The following is a 21,048-nucleotide window of genomic DNA, read 5'->3' as shown; positions in this document are numbered from 1 at the left end:
CGTTCCTGTTGCGGTCCAACGCAGGCAGGGACGTTTTTTATTTTTAATGTATACTTTTAATGCATATTGTTTTATTATAGCGTTAGTGAATATATATTTCACGGCCTTTCGCTGACCAGGTAAAATTATTTCCCGCTGCCAGTGTCTGCAGAGTTGCTTTAAGCGCAGCACCGGCGAACAAAGTGACTGTTACTTTTTCCTTTGACTTTTTCGGACGACTGAAGTGAATCTTCACATCATACCATCTTTCCAGGGTAGCAGCCACCTCCAGTAATGACTGGTTATTAAATACCAGGCGGCCGTTTTGCCATCCTGCCAGGTCTTCTGCACGGATATCTTCCAGTAAGGCCTGTTCATTGTTCCAGCTTACCTGTTTACCGGCGGTGAGGACCGCCAACTGGCCCCGGTTGCGGTCCTCCACACGTACCTTTCCGGTTGCCACGGATACTATCAGCGGCTGCCCTTCAAATGCAGCGATTTTAAAAGAGGTACCTAATACGGTGGTAGCAATAGTACCGGTATGTATAATGAAAGGATGCGCCGGGTCTGCAGCGATATCAAAAAACGCCTCCCCTGACAGCGTAATCTCCCGCGTAGCCCCGGTAAATTGTTCGGGGTATTGTAACTGACTGGCTGCTCCCAGGTGAATGGCAGAACCATCACTCAGGTGAATAATCTTCCGTTCTCCTGCTTTATTCTGTTGCAGAGCCAATAACGGCACTGTTCTTTCAGAGCGGCCGTTATTAAAGAAGGTAAATACGCCTGCCAGCAGCAGTATGGATGCGGCAACAGCGGCTGCTATATAATAACGTTTTTTCAGCGGCTTTACCGCCTCTCCTCTCCTTATGCGGGTATGCATATTCGCTGCCCATTGCTGCTGCCTGGCTATATCTACCGGAGCATCCATGCTGTCTTCCATATCCTGCTGCATACGCTCTTCCAGCAGCAGATCCAGCATAGCCTTACCTTCCGGCTGTTGCAGGCATGCTTCCACGATATTTTTTTCTGCATCACTGCAGTTGTTATCGAGATATTTTAATAAAAGTGCTCTTGTGATATTTGCCATGTTATACAGGTGAAAAACCGATCACCTACTATATAAAGGCCAAAAAAAATGCGTGGGGGCTAATGGCAGGAAAAATATTTTTTCAGAGAAAAAATGCTAAGATCACCACTCCTGAAATATCTATGTAGTCCTTCAGTTCAGCGCGGAAATAAGTGAGGGATGCCTTGATATGATTTTTCACCGTGAACAGGGAGAGATTCATTTCCTTTGCGATTTCCGCATGACTCATATTATCATGCCTGCTCAGGCGGAATACCTTTTGCCGCTGCTGGCTGAGAGCATTCAGCTTTTCCTGATACAGGGTGGTGAGTTCTGTTTCGCGCAGGCGGTTGCCAGCGTCTTCAATGGCGGTATTGTCTGCGAAATCGAGGGGTACAGTCTGAGCCGGATGACGGGTTAACACTTTAATTACCGCATGCTTCATGGCTCTGAACAGATAGGGCGCCAGTTGTACATCTGATGCCAGCTGATGACGTTTATCCCACAGCCAGAACATCAGGTCCATCATGGCTTCTTCGGCCCTGGCTTCGTCGCGGATGTATTTCAGGGCATAGTGATATAGCTTCCCCGAATATCGGTTGAACAGTATATCGTAAGCCCTGGTATTGTCTTTTCTGCATTCATCCAGCAATATTACATCCGATTGTTCAGCTAAGGGTAATCGCATAGTTTGCCACTATTTTCACAACCGCAAACATAAGCGCAAATTTTTAGTGTGTGTATTAAGGGATTATTAACATTTTGCAGAATGAATGGAGCAGTCACTCCTTAACCTTCCGTTCTCCGAGATATTGCTGAAATCGCAATAGATATCCGTCAGGGTCTTGAATCAGGAGTTCCTTAACGCCCTCTTCGATAGCATTAATCCTGTACCATTGTTCAGCTGGTTTTTCAAAATAGGATAATTGACTGACCTCAATTTTATCAATAATTGTATCTAAACAGCTTACTTCAATCTGAAAATTAATACCCCGGCCTCTGGGAAAATCAAGCGGAGCAGTAGTCCAGGCGGTTGAAGAATCCTGTTCAAGCATCAATTGAGCACCTTCATAGGAAATTAATGCAAAACAGTCCTCTTCTCTTTCGTATTCTAATGTAAACCCCAACTGTTCTATATAAAATAGTTTAGAATCAGCAATATCATTTACCTGCAATTCAGGAATCAACCTGTTAAATTTTATAATATTATCAGCGTCCAAAATAAAACTATTGTTTGCGTTGGATGAATATTTTTATCGTATATAATTTCAAATATACTAATTCAACTACAGTAATTAAGGTGTATTGGGAAATGTAGTGAGCTCATTGCCCATATTGCATCCGTTATAGCTTTAAACCTTTCTTTTCTCCTTTTCCTTCATTTTTAATAGAAACCTGGTTTATCTCCGTAAACACCGGGCTTATTAATACCTACACTCGCTTTTACATCTTTTCCGGGATGTTCTATAATATTTACGATGTAGGCTGCAACAGCTTTTCTTGCCACTTCGGTTCCTACGAATGGTTCTCCTTTCTGTGTGGTTTCGTAAGCTGTTTCATTTTTGTCAGTCAACCAGGATGGGCGGATAATGGTATAGTCCAATGAAGAAGCCTCGATAATATCGGCTGCGTGACGATAGCGAATCAAGTCGGAGCCGATCATCCGTTCATTCCATTGTCCGAATTTGCCCGGTATCTCATTATAGATTCCCAAAGAGGTAATGAATATTAAACGTTTTACTCCAGCGGTTTCCATTGATTTAACGATTTCTCCTGCCATTTTATCAATCTGACCGGCAAGATTTGCATATACAATCTCCTGTCCTTTGACAGCGTTGTCCAGATCGGACTTGTGCAGTACATCGCCTTTGATGATGCTGGCATTGGGAGCTTGTTCTGCCAGACCTCCTGTATTCCTTGCAAACAAGGTTAGTTTAACATTCTTTTCGTCTTTAAGATAGTCAATTACATGCCGGGCAATTGCTCCTCCAGCACCTAACATTAAAATTTTTGTTGCCATCTTATTTTTTATTTATGCTGTAATAGTATATATATGCTAATAAACTATGAAAACAACGAAATAATGCAAGCCTGCGTTATTTCGTTACATGAAATTACCCTTTATAAATTTTCTTTGAAAAAGGGAATTAATTTGTTCAATGCTGCATTTACTGGTTCCGGTTTATCATACAAATCGTAATGAGAATAACCTTCCAGAACCAGTATTTCTTTTTTCACAGAAGCTGCACGACCATAAATCTCCAGCCCATCGCGATAAGCGCCAAAACCGCCAGGTTTATCTCCAATTACAACCAGTAAAGGTTGAGTAAGCAGCGTTTCTGCATTGATAAACGCATCCCAGTCTACAGCTGTTGCACGGTGCGAAAACAGGGCGCTGGTAGCACCATGCGGCTGTGCGCCACGAGAGGTTTTATAGTAATCTGTAGCTTCTAATACATCAATATCAGTAATCCCTAGATTCCTGCCTTCTTCTACCGAGGGTGGCAGCAGTCCGTCCACACGCAATTGGGCGCCACGCGCTTCGGCAGTGCGTTGCAACGCAATTGCCTCAAGGGTACCAATCGGATCGTAGCCTGCAAAGCCCTCACGACAAAGGCGGCCAAAATTTACGCCGGTGATGCTCACCACCGCCTTGATGCGGCGTTCTGACCTGGCAGCGCTGATGGAATAACCACCTCCTCCGCAAATACCTAACACACCAATACGGTTTTCATCTACAAACGGAAGCGTAACCAGGTAATCGCAAACACAGCGAAAATCTTCTACCCGAATAGTAGGGTCTTCAATAAACCGTGGTTCACCACCGCTTGCCCCCTGAAAAGATGCGTCAAATGCCAATACGACAAAGCCTGCTTCTGCCAATGCTTTTCCATAAATATTGCCAGAGGTTTGCTCCTTACAACTGCCAATAGGGTGCGCGCTGATAATGGTCGGATATATTTTATTTTCGTCAAAATCAGGTGGGAAAAGTAAATCTGCTGCTATATCCCAATAAAGGGCTTTAAACTTCACTGATTTTTGCATTCTATGAAATTTACTATTGAATTACAATTTTTCGGAGAAGAAAGGATCCAATTGGGATACAGCTTCGTTCACATAATTTTCCCTGTCGTAAAGGGACATATGGTTTGCACCCTCTATGATATATTTTTTCTTATCAGTACTGGCAGCGATTTTTAGCAGGTCATCGCTCATCCATGCACTTCCGGCAACACTTCCTACGATGGCCAGTAAAGGCTGCGTGAAAAATGCATCGGCTTTGTTATAGGCATCATAGGTAATAATCTGTGTCAGGCTTCTTAATGTTGCCCATCCCGGTGCGGTAGGATATTGGCAACGGCTGGTATGATAGTATTCCCACGCTTCTCTTAATTCCTCATTGGGCGCATCTTCTTCCTTCATCGGAGCCAAAGGCATGGTCTGCAACCCTTCTTTTGCATCATTGGTTCTGGCCGTTGCGCCAGCTATCAGGTATGGCATTGCATCCGCATCCTTTACATTGTTATTCCATCCATTACGGAACATGGAACCGATGTTTACAGCGCTTACCATTCCGACTGCTTTTATACGATGGTCATTGATGGCTGCATTTGCGGTATAGCCTGCACCAGCACAGATGCCCATTGCACCTATTTTTTCAGCATCCACATATGGAAGTGTGGTCAGGTAATCTATTACTGCACTTACATCCTCTGTTCTGATATAAGGATTCTCCAATTGACGAGGCTCACCGGTACTTTCACCCTGGTAGGAAGCATCGTAAGCAATAGTAAGCAAACCGTTTTCCGATAATTTTTTCGCGTACAATCCGGCCGCTTGTTCCTTTACACCACCACCGGGATGAGAAACAACTACAACTGCGTATTTTTTGCTTTTATCAAACCCTTCCGGGAAATTGATAATGGCTGATAAGGTAATACCTTGTCCATTTCCGTTTTTGATACTTATTTTTTCTTGTGACATGACATTCTGTTTTTAAAGTTATACTTCTTGTTTTTTTGATAAAACAAAATTAGATACAGTCACGTTCCTGAAACGTAGACAGATTACTCAAAAAAGGAGACTTTTTACTGATTTGTAATTTCCTTAAAACAGAAAAGCAACTGTTTAGGTTGCAGTGTACTTAAGTTAGCCGGTTGCTTTAGATTACATTACCCTGAACACCTTGGGTGACATGCCTGTTTTCTTGCGGAAGAACTTTGCAAAATAATTGGGATAATCAAAACCCAGACTGTAAGAGATTTCGCTGATAGAAAGTGACGTATTCCTGAGCTTGTCTTTTGCTTGATTTAAAACAAAATTATGGATATGCTCAATGGGCGATTCGCCGGTAAAATGCTTAATCAGATCTCCGAAATAATTAGGCGACAGGTTGGTTTTCTGTGCAAAATAGGCTACCGAAGGTAGACTCTGCTATTCCCCACAAAGATTGTTCTGGCAAGACTTTCCAGCCCTCAGCTATATTGGGTATTAAGTGGAAATGATTTTTCCTTTGCCATTAACGATCCAGAGGTCCCTAAAATTTCATGTGCCGGAAATTACCCACAAAAGATCCAGACATATGGTGCAATCCTATCCTTGTATGTGAATCGTCTCATCAAATTGGTAAACCCAAAGGGGGAATCCCCCCTCAAGTCAATTTTTGATGAATTCCCGACCATTTATATAAGAGGAAGTACTGGTATCAACATATTACTGGCAACTGTCAGAAGTAATTTGGTAGCAACTACCTTAGCACTGCAGAATACAGAGCAATTAAGGAAGGATTATGGAAAAGAGCAAGCAGATGTTATCATTAATATTGTTGGTAACATAATTTTCAGGCCAAGTACCTAGAAATAGCACTAAACAGCTTTCATATCGATTTGTAAAGACATTTCAGGAGAAAGAAAGCTTATCTATAAATAGCAATGATATGAGCATCAACAAAAGCACTCAACTTGACTATGCCATTCCTGCATCTAAGATTGCGACCTTGAGTTTCGGTGTATTCGTTGGCATGGTTGCAGATAATCTGGAGCAGAAAATTGAGCTCAAGACGTTTCACGGAGAAATAATAAATGATCATGCGGCATTAAAGGCGGAGGAAGAGAGCTATACCAATTTTTCAGGAAGTGACTACAGAAATGATCACGGCAAACGACAAGGATATAAAGAACAATGTTCAGGAAACTATTGGAGGTCTCCTGGGAAAGATTAGAAACTCCCCTGATCTTGCCCACCTATTAATATCTACAGCAGATTGAGCTTAATATATTTTGTCTACTATATATTAGCTTAAATTATGTTATTTTCTTTCAAATGATCAATTAGGCCAGTAAGGTTCCTTTGCAAAAATTAGTATATACTCGCTTATAGGATGAAGTGGAAGATATACTTTTTATAATGAATGTGATTTTTTGCGTTAACGTTTAGTACTTAATTCATTTATGGACGTTAATATATGCGTACATCTAGTAAGAATATTGACGAGTAGTGGTGAAAAATTGTAAGAACTTGTTAATATGAGCGTGTGGATTTATTGTATAAAGCACGAATAAATTATTTTATTATATATGGAAAGGGAAATTTATCAATGTAAAATTAGGTTTATATGCTGCTCTAGATTGAGTGATTTATTGGTTGAGAGAGGAACTGGGTATTCATACCCGGTTTTAATAATTAATTGTTAACTCATATGTAGTAAAATGATAGGTTTTTATGGAAAATTTATAGGGTTCCGTGAAAGACTGGACCTAATGAGGTAAAGCTTCTTAAAGATTTGGAAGACGGAAAATTTAGATATAAAAGCCATCGTAGGGAAGCGGCTTTGAAATGTTTTGATGTTATATGAGGCATGGGTTTACTTAGATCACAAGCAGTGTTTTTGGGAAAATGAATAGAAGTAGGCAAAATAAGACAATCGAATATAACTGATGTTTTTTATTGCTATTCTCTATCTCATAATCCAGGTTGTCGGATAGTAAAACCCAATTAGTAAAACAATACACCAAATAATACAATATGGTACTCTTATAAGCTTAAATAATTTTATCTAACCATATGGAATGTCCAGCAGTAGACTTTTGGGCCTAATCCCAATATAAATATATTAATGTACCGATACCATTATTCCTTGGACTTTTTACAAGGGATATATTGATATGCCTAGAGGAAATCAAGTATATTAAATAAAGAAAGTGTTTGCAGCGTATGTGATTTGTGCTATTATCGCCAACTATATGTCTTTGCCAACTTTCAACAGTTATTATTACTCTCCAACCAGTAAACTTATGAGCAATGGCAGATACAGAAAAAATTGTCATTAGTTACAACCAGATAGATGATGCTTTTATAAAGGAGCGTGATTTTCACATCGTCGTAGGGGATATGATAAGGATCATCAATGCTTCTGGCACAAAAAAATATACGGAACAGCAAGCTAATGCTAAAAACTTCGCTCCTTATCATATCCTGACTTATTATGCAGATCCCCCCTTGAGAGATCCCAAATGGAAAGATTTTATCGGTGAATTCGTGGATGCTACTGCACCCATAGCCATGTGTAAGATTATAGCACCGTCATTTATACTTTTTGTAGGGTACAAGAAAAGAATGTTCGCCATTACAGGAGGAGCAGGTTCTTTTGCTATACAGGGATTTGTTTCGCAGAGTTTTGGAATGGATATATTAACGAGACTAATTAACGAAACCACCCCTGCCATCAAGTTGATCCAGAATAGAGGAGTTATTGGGACAGTATTGGCACAGGTCAAACAATTTCGTAAAGACCGTCGGCTGATGGATGAGAACGAATTTGGTAAGATTTACAAAGAGGTAAAAGCGGATTTGGATAAAGTAATATTGACCAAAGTTTTTGGGTTTAAAGACATCGATCTAAGGCGAAATGTATCTGGATGCCTAGCCAAATCATCGTTTAAACTCAATATACGGGTGGACCCCAAAGGTTTTTTGGCAGTAATCAGACGTTTGAATGCTTTACTGAATAAACCGCCTAACTTCATCATTAATAACGTAGAACTAATCTCCAAGAAAAAATCCAGCTCAATTAAGAAGCTACAGGATGCGTTAATCGGTACTGTGTATAATAATTTTTGTAATGGAGAAGAGTTGGATTTTGATTTCTGTCATCCGGAAATTGAGAAATATTTCAATGCAACTTACTATGAATTGCCGCAAACAGCATTGAGCGACTTAACGGTTCCGCCGATACTTCAGATACTATTAGTAGATCTCCAAAAGGATGGCATTTTAAAGGTTGGAAATATAGAAGAGTTTAAAAAATCGGTGATGAGAATTAATATGAACAGTTATGATGAAGAGGGACATTTATTAACAAGTGGTTCCTTATGGGAACATTTACATGGTGAAATTTCCCTCGATGGTCAGATATATTTCTATATTGATGGAGATTGGTACCGCATCAAACCTAACTTCATTAAGCAATTAAATAGGGAGTTAAAGCAATTTTTAGATGAGCATTGGGATGATAAGCTGCTTACAACCCCTTTTGATCTAAGTAAAGATGAGGGGAAGTTTAATGCAGGATTTATAGGAACTCCTGGTATGCTAGTATTTGATAAGATCATACCGGACAATATTGAGCCATGTGACTTATTAAAATATCGTCCTGGAGTTATCAATTTGATACATGTCAAAAAAGGTTTCAACAACATGATCCGGGATTTGGCGGCACAAGTTTCTATCGCAGCTAGTCGGATTGAGCATGACAAAAATGCCGGCTATAAATATATTAATCAAATAGAGAGTATAATTAAGGCATCAGTTACAAGTGACAGCAGAGAACGGCAAAAACTCGGTGGACAGGAATTTCCTCCTGGTGGTCTCGAAAAATTGTTCAGAGACACACGCACTAATAATACCTGCTTTTGTCTGGCGTTTGTTGATACTGCAAAATCAGAAAGGAGTTTGAGAGATAATTTAAATGCATTTGATTCTAATATAGCGAAATATTCCCTTTTGACTTTGATAAAAGAAATTGTTGGGATGGGTTTTGATTTTAAGGTTATTCAGTTAAATAGAGTAAAGAAAAAAAGTAGATAGCCTATTTTTAATGTAAACAGCTTACACATACATACATACATACATACATACATACATACATACACGTATATATATACGTGTATGTATGTATTAAATAATAAATTTATAATTATATAAACGGCTATAAAAAAAACAAATATTTGATATCTCAAAAATTACCCAATTCTTATTAAAGACCGACCCAATTAGCTACGTTGATTGATTGCTAATATTTATACCCTGTATTTTAGCTTACTAAAACGCTATCAACAATGCTGTTTAACGTTTATTTAAATGAATAATTTATATAGATTGATATGCTTACTATCATTCTGTCATAATGTTCTGATCAAATTTAACACGTATGGAAAATTCAACTGCTCAAAATTGCCTAAAATGCAACAATACATTACCTTCTAGAGGATATTTTTGTGGAATTTGTCTATCACAATTTAAATGCAAATCCTGTGACAGCTTTTTAGAAAAAGATAGTTCAGGATGCATCGAATGCGGAACACCTAAAATAGCTCAGAACACATCATCCACACAAAGCAATACTTTTAAGGTTCATGAAACCTTAACTGAAAGAATAATTGAAGCTACGTTTAGCGATGCAGTTGGTAAAGATCTTGCCGCTGTAATAAGAGATGCTTATGGCAAGAAAATGGGCCTTCCCAATAAACAATTAAATGAATTACCGTCAGAAGAGATAAGGACAGATGAGATGGCCGAGAATGCATATGAAATAATATCAGAAGAAAAGAGATCTGGCGATGAGTCAAAAAGTAGCAACCAGGATAGCAAATTAAGTACGTCAAGTCAAGACTTTCCCACATTGAAAGCGGTTACCTATAAAAATCTTCCAAGTTCAGAAACCGAGTGGATAGTTGTATACTCCTTTTATGCTTCCAAATATGGTGAAGAAGAATTCACGCGAGCACAAATCACAGAAAAGTATCAAGAATCAAACAGAAAAACTAAAGAAAGGCTTCGCGATATGGGAGTATATCTTAAATTGGCTGTTAAGGGAGGATATATAAATCCACTGGCCGGTACGAGTTACTCTTTACTGGAAAAAGGATTAAAAAAAGCAATGGAAATTTTTTCTCGCACAAGTAGCAGTGCGCCTAAAGTTAAGAAAAATAGTAGTAAATCTCAGGAAGGAGATAATTCTGCAAAGGCAGACGGAAGAAAAAAAACGTCTACCGGTGGCCAACCTAAACGACTCCCAACCTTGGATCTAGAGCCTTCTGGCAAAGAATCATTAAAAACCTTTTCAAATAAGTTTGCCCACAAGAGTTTTAACGATAAAAATTTAATATTTGTTTTTTACTTAAGCGAAGTATTAGGAATCCAGAATGTGACTATTGATCATATTTATACCTGTTACGAATTTCTTGATTTGTCTGCACCTGAACAATTTGCCGCATCACTAAGAAATACTAGTTCAGTGACTGGTCACATAGTTACATCAGACAAGAATAATATAACAGTGAGCATGAAGGGAAAAAATAAAATAAGGAACTGGAACCAAAATGCTAAACAATGACATTACAAGATTTTATTTCAAAATTAAAGGATTTTGATAACCTATTCGCAAGCAATAAAATAGACTATTTTGTATATTTTCTTACAATAGTTCAAGGAATAGACGGCATATCTAGTAAAGATATTAACAACTGTTATGATGAAATTAAAAGTGTGAAATATTCTAATATACCAGCTTACCTTAACAATAACAGTAAAAAAGTTAAAAATAAAAGACAAAAATTTATTCTCAAAAAAGGTTTATTTCATTTAGAAAGGTCCCGGCAGATAGAAATAGAAGAAGAATTAGGCACACCCAAGCTGATTCCTCCAAGTAATAATTATTTTCCGCTAGATATTCTTAATCATACAAGAAGTTATCTTCAGTGGGTCGCAAATCAAGCCGCTGGGTGCTACGACAATGGTTTTTATGATGCCTGTTATGTTATGACAAGAAAGTTACTTGAAATATTAATCATCGAAACTTTTGAAAGACACTCGCTCGCTGATAAAATAAAAAATACTGAAGGAAACTTCTTTTATCTGAGTGATTTGATTGATAAGCTTAATGCAGAAAGGTCATGGAATATTGGCCGAAATGCAAAACAAGGGCTTACTAAAATAAAGAAAAAGGGGGATCTAAGTGCGCATAACAGAAGATATATTGCCCGTCAAATTGAGGTAGACGAAATGAAAGAAGATCTAAGGATTGTGTTAGAAGAACTAGTTCATTTAATAGATTATCCAAACTGGCATAAATAACTAACTACTCAATAATCGAACACCAATAAAGCATTTTAATCAAACTGAAACCTCTAACATGGCAAAGAACCAGTGGCTATCAACCTTAGCGTTTAGAAACTTTCGCGATAAGACTTCTGACCTATCTGATATATATTGGACACAACAATTAGGTGCGGATTGTTTGGCAGAAGTATTGGGAACAAAAGATCCAGATCATTTTTCCGTAAATGTAATTAACAGCTCTTTTAAGCACACAATGCATCCGCAAAAAGTTAGCGAAACTCAGACCTGGCTACCTACCTTTATGGAGAGAAACAGGCTACATATATTAGTTATTTATACTGCTTTTCTAGAAACGTATTTAAAAGAAATCACCTTCTATCATATAGCATCACTTGGTCACATTACTAACAATTCGGAAACGGAGGCACCATTAAAACTAAAACCTGTTGGAGAAGCCATTGCGACACCAATTTTAAAGAGCTCTACCGTTCCTGATATGATAAAATATGCGAGTGAGCTTTATGAAATAGACTTTGGAGTAAATGCAACAGAATGGATAAAATTGTATAAGATAAGATGTGCAGCGGCCCATAACGGAGGTATTGCAACGCCTAAGTTTCTTAAAGCAATAAGCGGTCAGCCCCTTTCATTACGCCCAACTGAATATGAGAACATAGGCTTAACTTGGGACGAACTACGAACTGCAATGAAATATGGTGATAAGATTGCATCCTTGATTGATTCCAAGGTATCAAATAATGATGTTCGCTATTTAGAAACAGAGCAAATCTTAAGAGAATTAGCATCTTCAAAAAAACTTCCAGATAATAAAATCATTTGGCAGTACTTCCATGAGAAATATGCTATTATGTTGAACAAATCAGAAAAGCGAAAAGTTCTTAGGAAGTTTTATGGCATTATATGACAACAGCGCCATTGAACTCATAAAATTATTTCTCTCTACGAACAGTTAATTTAATGGAGTGAATATTGTGAATACCTACTGAATCGAAACCTTAATATGACAGTAATGTTGTAAATTTTATTGCGACAAGCCAACCTGAATAAAACTAAGTAACCACGAATCGCGATTTCGCACTTTGATAGACTAACAAATAGACCAAAACAACAAAGCCCGCAACTAGCGCAGGCTTTGTTAATCTCCAGTGATCCCCTTGGGATTCTTGTATCGAATTTTTTACCATTACTTTACATGATGGACTAAAGATGGTGGAGGATGTAAATCTCAATACGTTTATAGCGTATCTTAGTAAAAGCTCGTTAACCTGTATAAAGTACGGGAAGAAATTGAAGTTATACAATCGGAACTCGACTAAACTCTCGACTAAAAAACAAAACCCCGCGCCATGCGCGAGGTTTCTAAATTTCCAGTGATCCTTATGGTACAAAACTCGAACCTTTTCTATACTGATCTCCGGAAGTTATCCGAATTATAGTCGCATAGCTAAAATTCTATATTTCAGCTTTAATACAAATATCACCTAGATTATTACTGTTTATTATTTTACCTGTCACACATTGAGTGAGTCACTATTATTCCAATATGGCATCCATACTTGTTAAATAACATCTATTTGATATTTTATTGTTATTATGCGTAAAAATACGCAAGTTTAGGCTCCTGCATCTGAGTATTATTATAAGCACATCCGGAATAGCCTGCGTATGAAGACGTCTTCTTCTGTTAAAGTATCTCAGAATTTGTTGTCCTAATTTTTATCATCTGGTATGCCTGATTAGCGAGCCAATTCGTTACTACTTTCTGAAAAGAAAGATCGTTCATAAAGCGAGCAAAAATATCTTCGTTCTGGTCAATACGCTCTATAAAAAGATTTTGTAAAAGATTTTTAAATACAAGCTCAAACTTATCTTCAGGATTTACTTCAGCTGCTTTTATAATGGCTTCGTCTAATATTGCAGTTTCCACCAACTGATCAAAAAAGTATTGATCCGCCTGGTTAAAATCTGTTCCAAATCTTTCATTAATAATATCTATTAATCTTGAAAATGGAACTTCGGGTTCTCTAACAATTCCTGTTCCCACTTCTGTGGGACCGTCCAATACATATCTGTTATGCTCGTTCAAACTGATAGAGCCCTCGCTTATTTTCTGTAAACGGTAATACTCCAAACGAACTACATCGTCAAAATTGTAATCAATCCCAGCATTTCTTTTAGGTAACTTAGGGGAAAGATAACGCAGGAATATAAACAACTTCTCTAAATCAGAATCCTGATATGGGATTACCTGGCTCAAGAAAGCATAGAGATTTCGGAATGAGTTAACTTTACCTCTCCATAGCTCGGCTTCTTCCTCATTGTCCTGCAAAAGAATTTTAAAACGGGATACTGCCGGGTCCAATGCAGCGTTCATGCCTTCATGATCTGCCACACTTTGTTTTTCTTTGGGTTTAAAATACATCAAACAAAAACGCTCAACATCTTCCTTCATATAAATATCGGAAGTATCCAATTGATGTTGCAAGCGGTACATACTCGCCGGGTCTGCTTCTTCTCCAATTACAGCCCCTTCATAGTATATTTTAAAAGCTGCTTTTATTTCTTCTCTGTCATTGATAAAATCTAGTACAAACGTATCTTCTTTTAAAGGGTGGGTACGATTCAGTCGGGAAAGTGTTTGTACCGCCTGTATACCTGCCAGACGTTTATCTACATACATGGTATGTAATAGCGGTTGGTCAAAACCTGTCTGGTATTTTTCTGCTACCAATAATACATGATATTCTGGAGTTGCAAACTTGTCAGGCAATTCCTTTTCCTTTACCCCATTGTTCATTCCTTCTTCAGTGTAGATAACTTCTTGTACCTTGTCATCCGTCACCACTCCTGAAAAAGCTACCAACGATTTGATGTCATATCCCTTGCTTTTGATATACTGATCAAAGCTTTGTTTGTAACGTACTGCTTCCAGCCTGGAGCCAGTAACGACCATTGCTTTTGCATGTCCACCGATTTTGTGCCGTGTAGCCAGCTGGAAATGTTCAATCATGATTTCTGTTTTCTGGGCTATATTATGTGGATGCAGCCGAAGAAAACGTGCCAATGATTTTACTGCTTTTTTACGCTCTACCTGCGGATCTTCTTCACTCGCTTTTACTAATTTATAGTACGTCGCATACGTGGTATAGTTCTTTAGAACATCCAAGGTAAAACCTTCCTCAATGGCTTGGCGCATGGTGTAACGGTGAAAAGGTTCATTGTTTGTACCGAATATTTTTAAAGTTTTATGCTTCGGTGTAGCGGTAAAAGCAAAGAAGCTAATGTTAGTTTGCTTTCCTCTTTTAGCCATACTTCGATAAAGCCGCTCCATAGTATCTGCCCCTTCTTCGGTTGCCTTTTTTCTGGCTTCTTCCGCAAGCTGATTACCGCCTAAAACTTCTTTGAGATCAGTTGCCGTTTCGCCGCTTTGGGAGCTATGTGCTTCATCAATAATTACAGCAAATTTTTTGGTAGTTAATACCCCTGAACTTTGCTCACCTCTTTCTTGTGCCAGCTTTACCAATTGCTGCGAAACAAAAGGGAATTTCTGAAGTGTGGTAATAATGATAGGTACTCCGTTTTCTAATGCTTTTGCCAGTTGTCGTGAGCTTTCCTCAATTTTTTCTACTACGCCACGTTTATGCTCAAACTGGTAAATAGTATCCTGTAATTGTTTGTCTAAAACAACGCGGTCTGTAATCACTACTACAGAATTAAAAACTTTAGTATTATCTGTATGATGTAATGACGCTAACCGATGCGATAGCCAGGCAATTGTATTGCTTTTACCACTTCCTGCAGAGTGTTCCACCAAGTAATTATTCCCAACACCATTGTTCAGAGCATCCGCAGTTAATTTTCGTACCGCTTGCAACTGATGATAGCGAGGGAAAACCAGGATCTCTTTTTTTATCTTCCGGCCTTCATCTGTCAGTTTTTCTTCTACCTGGAGATGTATAAAACGAGCCAACAAGTCTAAAAAACTGTTTCGTTCCAATATTTCTTCCCATAAATAGGAAGTGCGATATGTTCTGCCTACCGAATCTGCTGGATTACCTGCACCTCCGTTATCCCCTTTGTTGAAAGGTAGAAAATAGGTAGCGTTCCCGGCAAGGCGTGTAGTCATATATACCTGTTCAGTATCTACTGCAAAATGAACCAGCGTCCTCTTTTTGAATTCAAAAAACAATTCCCGTGGATCACGATCCTGCTGGTATTGTTTTTTGGCGTGTTCTACTGTTTGCGAGGTCATGGGGTTTTTAAGCTCCACAGTAGCAATTGGAACACCATTTAAGCTTAAAACAGTATCCAATGAGTTGGTATTATGAGTGGAGTACTGCAACTGACGGGTGATTCCTAAGATATTATCGGCATACTGCTGCTCTAATTCCGGATTCATCGTATGAGCCGCTTTGAAGAACGCCACATGCAAAAGCCGCCCATAACACTTAAAGCCATGCCTCAAAGTAGCTAAAGACCCATATAGATCCATCCATTTACATAAATCCTGTATTACCTGGTTTTCGATATTATCACCGAGCAGCGATTCTAGCTTAGTCCATTCTTTCAGTTGCGTGGTTTTAATAAATTCCAAAACCACTTTCGGGAATAGGGCCATTTCCTTATCGAAGCCTTTACGATCAACGGCTTGATAGCCATTATTCAATAGAGAAGATTCAATAACGGTTTCGAAAGCTGATTCTTTGGTATATAACTGACTCATGAGCAAATCAATTTAATCTTTTTCTTATCCAATAGGCAACTACCATACAGTATGGCTTTAAATTACCTTGATGAGAGGTGCCTTCCCAATCAGCTAACCATCTTACGAGCGTGGCTTTATGCAATGCACCTCTTTTTAGTAAAGTCTCTTTGAAGCCATCCAAGACACCTTTTCTGGCTGCTTTTAGTTTGGACACATTTAAATTTAGTACGCTTTCCAGTTCTGAATTTAATGTTTCGTTTTTCGAGCTTATACTTCCATCATTATTATATTCAAGCATATCCCCTATATTTCTCTTGGTATCGCATGGATAGAATGTCAAGACTTTCTTTCCCTTAAAAGTATCACAATGCTGTTCTTTTTCAGGTCGACCTTCGTTACCCTTACATGCACCTAATAAATTGTAGTACTTCAACTGTTCTTTTGGAAAGTTTTCCTGACATTTAAAATGCTCAATTTTCATATGATTGAAATCTGGACTTATGCTTCCCATACAATAGCAGCAAATGCCTCGCTGCTCGGTACAAGTACTATTTCTTACTTCGTCCTTTTCTGCATAATTATCGTAATCAGCATGTACTTGTTGCCGATGCTTCGTAAGACTATTGGGTTCTTTAATCTTTGTTATCTGTCTCATCGGCTAATTCATCTTCTAAAAAACTGATCATTGTAGAGGAACGCGTAACTTCCGGATCATCTGGCCCCAAAATCAATATCAGTTTGCCTATCTGTTCTTTGGCATCATGGAGTTTCTCGTCATCAATGAATTTGTATAATGAATTTAATAGCTCATTCACTTTTTCATTTCTGGGAGGAGCATCAAGTATTTCCTCCAAAACCCTGTTGGAATCCATCCCAAAAGAACTTGCTGGTTTATTTGTCCCGTTGTCAATTATAGTAATGGAATTTGGTTTGACCTCTCCGATAATTTGAGGAGAGTGTGTTGATACAATAAACTGACAATTAGGAAAAATCCTGGTAAGATTTTCAACTATAGAGCGCTGCCATTTAGGATGTAAATGCAAATCCAACTCATCAATTAATATTATTGCTTTACCTTCTTTTAAAGGATCTTTCAAGCCAGGGTTCGCTTGATATAATCGACGGGAAATATCCATCACCAAAGAGAGCACACCTCGTTCCCCATCAGATAATTGATCAATATTTAGTGTCGTTTTTCCTTTGTCAATTGTGAGTGTGTATTTATCATCTTCGTTTTTTAATTGCAGGTTGGAGAAACCCGGCAGAAAACGGTAAATAGCTTCACTTAAAACTTCTACACTTTTTAGAGTGTCCGGATTTTCCTTCCCAAGTACCATCTGGGTTCTGATCCAATCGGTGAATATTCTAAGATTAAATTCGCGATTACCTGATAGTGCATCTGCAAAGGCTGCAGCTTGTCCACCTGCGCTCATAGCTTTTGTTGGTTCCCGATCAACCATCAAAGAACGACGGGTTGAAAAGAAAATACCAATGGGTTGAATTTCCTCCAAACTTAAAAGAGGAGATAATTTTTCAAGTTCGGGTAAGAAAGTGATTTTGGGCTTACTGGTAGTAGTCTCATATTTGAAATCAATCTCTAATTTGACAGGTTGATTTGAAAGTTCAAAATCACAAATAACCTTAAGACTTTCATTTCCTATTTTTATTTCATTTGCCGAAAAATTCTCTTTTTTATTTGTGGAAGCAGTTATTTCAGGCTGAATCTGTGACAGACAAATCCGTAATGCTTCTAATGCTGTAGTTTTACCCACACCATTAATACCAACCAATAAGTTCATACCTGGTTGAAATTCAAACTCGGCTTCTGAATAAGCTCTGAGATTGGTGATGTGAATTTTTTTTAAAATCATTTTTGGTTATTTAATATTTTCCATAATTATGGAAACACGCTTTTCATTTAATAGAACTAATTGTTGCTCCTTTAGAGAAAGTAACTTGTCAATTTTACCTATTTCACTTTGAATATTTAAAACCGTTTCACGCTGAATCTCTATCGGCACTTTTGGCACATGTAAAGATTTTAAATCATCTAAACTTAATTCCATGAAAGTTGATCCTCTACCTAAAGATTGTAGTAATGGAACATTTAGTAACAAATAGAAATAATAGTACTCGGGTATTAACTCTTTTTGTGGAACTAATAACAAACAGCCTTGATTACAACAAGCATCAATTCCAAGAATAGCTAGATTTCCAATAGGGGCTCGTTTCGTAATAACTATTGAATCTTTGGGGGCTAATTTGACACCAGAGCTTTCATAGCCTTCATCAGTAATTTTTCTTTTCGTGTCAAAAATTTTATATCCATTAATATTACTAATGTCTTCTGGTGTTATCCACGGAATATCGCCATCCCAATAATACCCTTTCCCCGTTTCAGGAGTAGAACCCGCGTAAATATCAAATAAAAACCTAAGCTGAATCTTTTGACTTCCCATTTATTGCAGCTATTTAATTAGTAATAGTATTTCTTTTTCTATTTTATTCAATTCTTGGTTGATACTATTGAGCCTTCTGATATTCTGCCCCTGATAGAACAACCTATTGAAATTGATTTCATAGCCAACTTTGTCTTTAGATCGATCCATCCAAGCATCAGATACGTTTGGTAATATTTCTGAGTGGAAATATTTGTCAATATCTTGATCTAGATGAATATTTATAAAGTCTCGTAAATCCGCATCCGGCTCGTATTCATTTTTGCTTTTTAACACCTTGGCTGCTTTCGGATCTTTTTTGGTAAATACATCCCGAAAAAATTTGAATTCCGTGGCTTTCCATCCGGAACCGATTTTCTTCAGGATATTGCGTATTTTTTTATCGGCAGCATTCCAATCCAATAATTGTTCTCTTCCTATTTCCTTGTCAATAGTTTCGATATCGTCCAACAAATGAGGTAACCCATCCAAGAAGCGGGCTTTATCTTCAAAAGTCATTTGATAGCGTAAGCGCAAAGGACGTTCCACCGTAACACGCGTGTAACCAAACTGTTCATTGCGGAAAATCTTAGAGTCACCGCTTTCTCCAAACCTTCCATATAGCTGAACCAATTTTTCGATATGATCCGGTTCGCTTTCTTCTACTTCACCCAGCTTGCGTCTTTTGCTGCCCATACTCTTACGCATTGGCACATAATATTCTCGGGCATTCACGAGTTGTATTGTTCCTTTACGTTCTTTTGACTTTCTATTCGTCAACACCCAGATGTAAGTACCAATACCAGTATTATAGTACATCTGTTCCGGTAAGGCTACAATAGCTTCAAGCCAGTCGTTTTCAATTATCCAGCGACGGATATTACTTTCTCCTGATCCAGCTCCTCCCGAAAACATAGGGGAACCGCTAAAAACTACTGCCAGGCGAGAACCATATTTCTGTTTCTTTTCATCAACCTTTTCAAACTTGCTGATCATGTGCTGCAGGAATAACAAGGCACCGTCATTCACCCGAGGAAGTCCCGCTCCAAAACGACCACTAAATCCCTGTTTCTCATGTTCCCTTACTATTTCTTTTTGTTGCTTCTTCCAATCAACGCCAAAAGGGGGATTGGCAATGAGATAATCAAACGTTTTACCTTCAAACTGGTCATCGATTAAGCTGTCTCCATACTTAATATTCTCACCCATCCCATTATGAGCTACTTCCTTAATCAGCATGTCGGAAGCTGCCGTAGCGAATGCCCTCTTGTTGTAATCTTGCCCGTAAGTATAAAGCATTGCCTCAGCGTGATGATCTTTAATATACTTTTGGGCTTCAGCAAGCATACCACCCGTCCCACAGGTAGGATCCAGCATTTTCCGAACAGTTCCGGGAGTGGAAAGCAAAGCGTCATCATTCATGAATAAGAGGTTTACCATTAGTTTGATAACCTCTCGGGGAGTAAAGTGATCCCCGGCTGTTTCGTTAGCCAATTCATTAAATCTGCGGATAAGGTTTTCAAAAATAAGGCCCATCTCAATATTCGATACCTGACTAGGATGCAAATCAACCTTGCTAAATTGGGAAACAACGAGATATAAAATATTAGCCTCGTTCATTTTTTCAATTTCCTTTTCAAATTCAAAGTATTCAAAAATACGGCGCACATTGGCCGAGAAGCCCTGAATATAACTCACCAAATCTTTAGCAATGGAATCCGGTGCCCCCTTTAATTTTTCAAAAGTAAAGGGAGAATGATTATGGAACTTTTGTCCAGATACTTTATTAAGCTTGGCATCCAAAGCCTCGCCATCCAACCTACTTTTAAGCTTATCGTAATTGCTGACTACCTCATCTTTAGTTTGATATAATACACAATCAAAACGTCGGAGTACGGTCATTGGGAGCATTACACGTTCATACTGTGGTGGGCGATATGGTCCACGAAGTAAATCGGCAATCTGCCAGATGAAATTGATATGATTATTATGGTTTGACATGAATAATTGTAGTGTATTTCTATTTTAATCAATTTTATTCTTCAATTCATTTTGATGAATACAGATATTTTTCATCAAATCTTTCCTTTTAGTTTTTTCGACACCGTTTTCAGCGCATCCCCAGCCTGCAGCTCATCTTTTACTACATCGTATACCTGATCAGCTAGCCAAAGTGTCAATAACTGCTTTTCGTCAGCCATTAGGATGGAAGCAAGACGACCAGCTACTTCCTTTTTGGCAATTCGTTCACCTCTTTCAATTTTACTATATAACGGAGTGTCGATCTCAAGTAGCGCAGCCACCTGACGTTGCAGTAACCCTTGCCTTTCACGAAGTTCTTTAATCCGCAAACCAAATTGAGTGCCCATTATCCTTATTTTGACTTGTCAAAAGTCGGTAAATTTAATAATTAATATAGACAAAAAGGCCTTTCTACCAAGAAGTTAATACTCTTTTTTTATTAATCTTAACTGACATCATATTCAAAACTGAAGACTACA

Annotated in this window: 18 protein-coding genes and 1 pseudogene; 6 read left to right on the top strand and 13 right to left on the bottom strand. The window is 38.2% G+C overall.

From position 1 onward, the window contains the following. Window positions 1-82 precede the first annotated feature (82 nt). The 7 genes and pseudogenes from GWG06_RS19685 to GWG06_RS30860 all read right to left on the bottom strand — a co-directional run. Window positions 83-1,066: a FecR family protein gene (locus GWG06_RS19685; protein ID WP_160715371.1), complete on the bottom strand. Its 984-nt coding sequence runs from the start codon at window positions 1,064-1,066 to the stop codon at window positions 83-85. An 82-nt stretch (window positions 1,067-1,148) separates the two neighbouring features. Then, entirely contained in the window at window positions 1,149-1,733 is a 585-nt protein-coding gene (locus GWG06_RS19680) for a sigma-70 family RNA polymerase sigma factor (protein ID WP_127038231.1), read from the bottom strand. A 94-nt stretch (window positions 1,734-1,827) separates the two neighbouring features. Then, complete coding sequence (locus GWG06_RS19675; protein WP_202183065.1) at window positions 1,828-2,265, bottom strand: bleomycin resistance protein; 438 nt, start codon at window positions 2,263-2,265, stop codon at window positions 1,828-1,830. A 164-nt stretch (window positions 2,266-2,429) separates the two neighbouring features. Continuing rightward, window positions 2,430-3,065: an NAD(P)H-binding protein gene (locus GWG06_RS19670; protein WP_160715369.1), complete on the bottom strand. Its 636-nt coding sequence runs from the start codon at window positions 3,063-3,065 to the stop codon at window positions 2,430-2,432. A 101-nt stretch (window positions 3,066-3,166) separates the two neighbouring features. After that, window positions 3,167-4,090, bottom strand: a complete 924-nt coding sequence (locus GWG06_RS19665; RefSeq protein WP_160715367.1) for an alpha/beta hydrolase — start codon at window positions 4,088-4,090, stop codon at window positions 3,167-3,169. Between the two features lie 21 nt (window positions 4,091-4,111). Continuing rightward, window positions 4,112-5,029, bottom strand: coding sequence for an alpha/beta hydrolase (locus tag GWG06_RS19660; protein WP_160715365.1), 918 nt, complete (start codon window positions 5,027-5,029; stop codon window positions 4,112-4,114). 183 nt (window positions 5,030-5,212) lie between these two features. Then, window positions 5,213-5,440 (bottom strand): annotated as a pseudogene (locus GWG06_RS30860) (helix-turn-helix domain-containing protein); the annotation flags it as partial. A gap of 204 nt (window positions 5,441-5,644) precedes the next feature. On the opposite strand from GWG06_RS30860, the gene GWG06_RS30460 reads away from it, so the two are divergent. The 6 genes from GWG06_RS30460 (at window position 5,645) to GWG06_RS19630 (ending at window position 12,308) form a co-directional block, all read left to right on the top strand. Then, complete coding sequence (locus GWG06_RS30460) at window positions 5,645-5,902, top strand: TraM recognition domain-containing protein (RefSeq protein WP_420826309.1); 258 nt, start codon at window positions 5,645-5,647, stop codon at window positions 5,900-5,902. A gap of 79 nt (window positions 5,903-5,981) precedes the next feature. Continuing rightward, the gene (locus tag GWG06_RS30455; protein ID WP_202183063.1) at window positions 5,982-6,266 is read left to right on the top strand and encodes a hypothetical protein; all 285 of its coding nucleotides are present in this window, start codon (window positions 5,982-5,984) and stop codon (window positions 6,264-6,266) included. A gap of 1,079 nt (window positions 6,267-7,345) precedes the next feature. Beyond that, the gene (locus GWG06_RS19645; protein ID WP_160715362.1) at window positions 7,346-9,130 is read left to right on the top strand and encodes a DUF6119 family protein; all 1,785 of its coding nucleotides are present in this window, start codon (window positions 7,346-7,348) and stop codon (window positions 9,128-9,130) included. Between the two features lie 343 nt (window positions 9,131-9,473). Further along, window positions 9,474-10,658: a hypothetical protein gene (locus GWG06_RS19640; RefSeq protein ID WP_160715360.1), complete on the top strand. Its 1,185-nt coding sequence runs from the start codon at window positions 9,474-9,476 to the stop codon at window positions 10,656-10,658. Continuing rightward, window positions 10,655-11,398 carry a DUF4145 domain-containing protein gene (locus GWG06_RS19635; RefSeq protein WP_160715358.1) on the top strand — a complete coding sequence of 248 codons (744 nt, stop codon included), beginning with the start codon at window positions 10,655-10,657 and terminating at the stop codon, window positions 11,396-11,398. The genes GWG06_RS19640 and GWG06_RS19635 overlap by 4 nt, the downstream gene beginning before the upstream one ends. 58 nt (window positions 11,399-11,456) lie before the next feature. Further along, the gene (locus GWG06_RS19630) at window positions 11,457-12,308 is read left to right on the top strand and encodes a hypothetical protein (protein WP_160715356.1); all 852 of its coding nucleotides are present in this window, start codon (window positions 11,457-11,459) and stop codon (window positions 12,306-12,308) included. 780 nt (window positions 12,309-13,088) lie between these two features. Here the strand turns inward: GWG06_RS19630 and GWG06_RS19625 are convergent. The 6 genes from GWG06_RS19625 to GWG06_RS19600 all read right to left on the bottom strand — a co-directional run bounded on the left by GWG06_RS19625 (window position 13,089) and on the right by GWG06_RS19600 (window position 20,916). After that, a complete protein-coding gene (locus GWG06_RS19625) occupies window positions 13,089-16,127 on the bottom strand; it encodes a type I restriction endonuclease subunit R (protein ID WP_160715354.1) in 3,039 nt (1,012 codons plus the stop codon). A gap of 7 nt (window positions 16,128-16,134) precedes the next feature. Then, the gene (locus GWG06_RS19620) at window positions 16,135-16,764 is read right to left on the bottom strand and encodes an HNH endonuclease family protein (RefSeq protein WP_160715352.1); all 630 of its coding nucleotides are present in this window, start codon (window positions 16,762-16,764) and stop codon (window positions 16,135-16,137) included. After that, the gene (locus GWG06_RS19615; RefSeq protein WP_160715350.1) at window positions 16,742-17,980 is read right to left on the bottom strand and encodes an AAA family ATPase; all 1,239 of its coding nucleotides are present in this window, start codon (window positions 17,978-17,980) and stop codon (window positions 16,742-16,744) included. Before GWG06_RS19615 ends, GWG06_RS19620 begins: the two co-directional genes overlap by 23 nt. A 6-nt stretch (window positions 17,981-17,986) precedes the next feature. Beyond that, window positions 17,987-18,568, bottom strand: coding sequence for a restriction endonuclease subunit S (locus GWG06_RS19610; RefSeq protein WP_160715348.1), 582 nt, complete (start codon window positions 18,566-18,568; stop codon window positions 17,987-17,989). Window positions 18,569-18,577: 9 nt separating this feature from the next. After that, entirely contained in the window at window positions 18,578-20,548 is a 1,971-nt protein-coding gene (locus tag GWG06_RS19605; RefSeq protein WP_160715346.1) for a type I restriction-modification system subunit M, read from the bottom strand. A gap of 74 nt (window positions 20,549-20,622) precedes the next feature. Beyond that, window positions 20,623-20,916, bottom strand: a complete 294-nt coding sequence (locus GWG06_RS19600) for a helix-turn-helix domain-containing protein (RefSeq protein WP_160715344.1) — start codon at window positions 20,914-20,916, stop codon at window positions 20,623-20,625. Between the last annotated feature and the right edge of the window lie 132 nt (window positions 20,917-21,048).

Origin of the sequence: Chitinophaga solisilvae, assembly GCF_009928525.1 — a bacterium.
In the GTDB taxonomy this organism is placed as follows: domain Bacteria; phylum Bacteroidota; class Bacteroidia; order Chitinophagales; family Chitinophagaceae; genus Chitinophaga; species Chitinophaga solisilvae.
The sequence above is the reverse complement of the archived record's forward strand: the minus strand, read 5'-3'. Positions and strand labels throughout refer to the sequence as shown.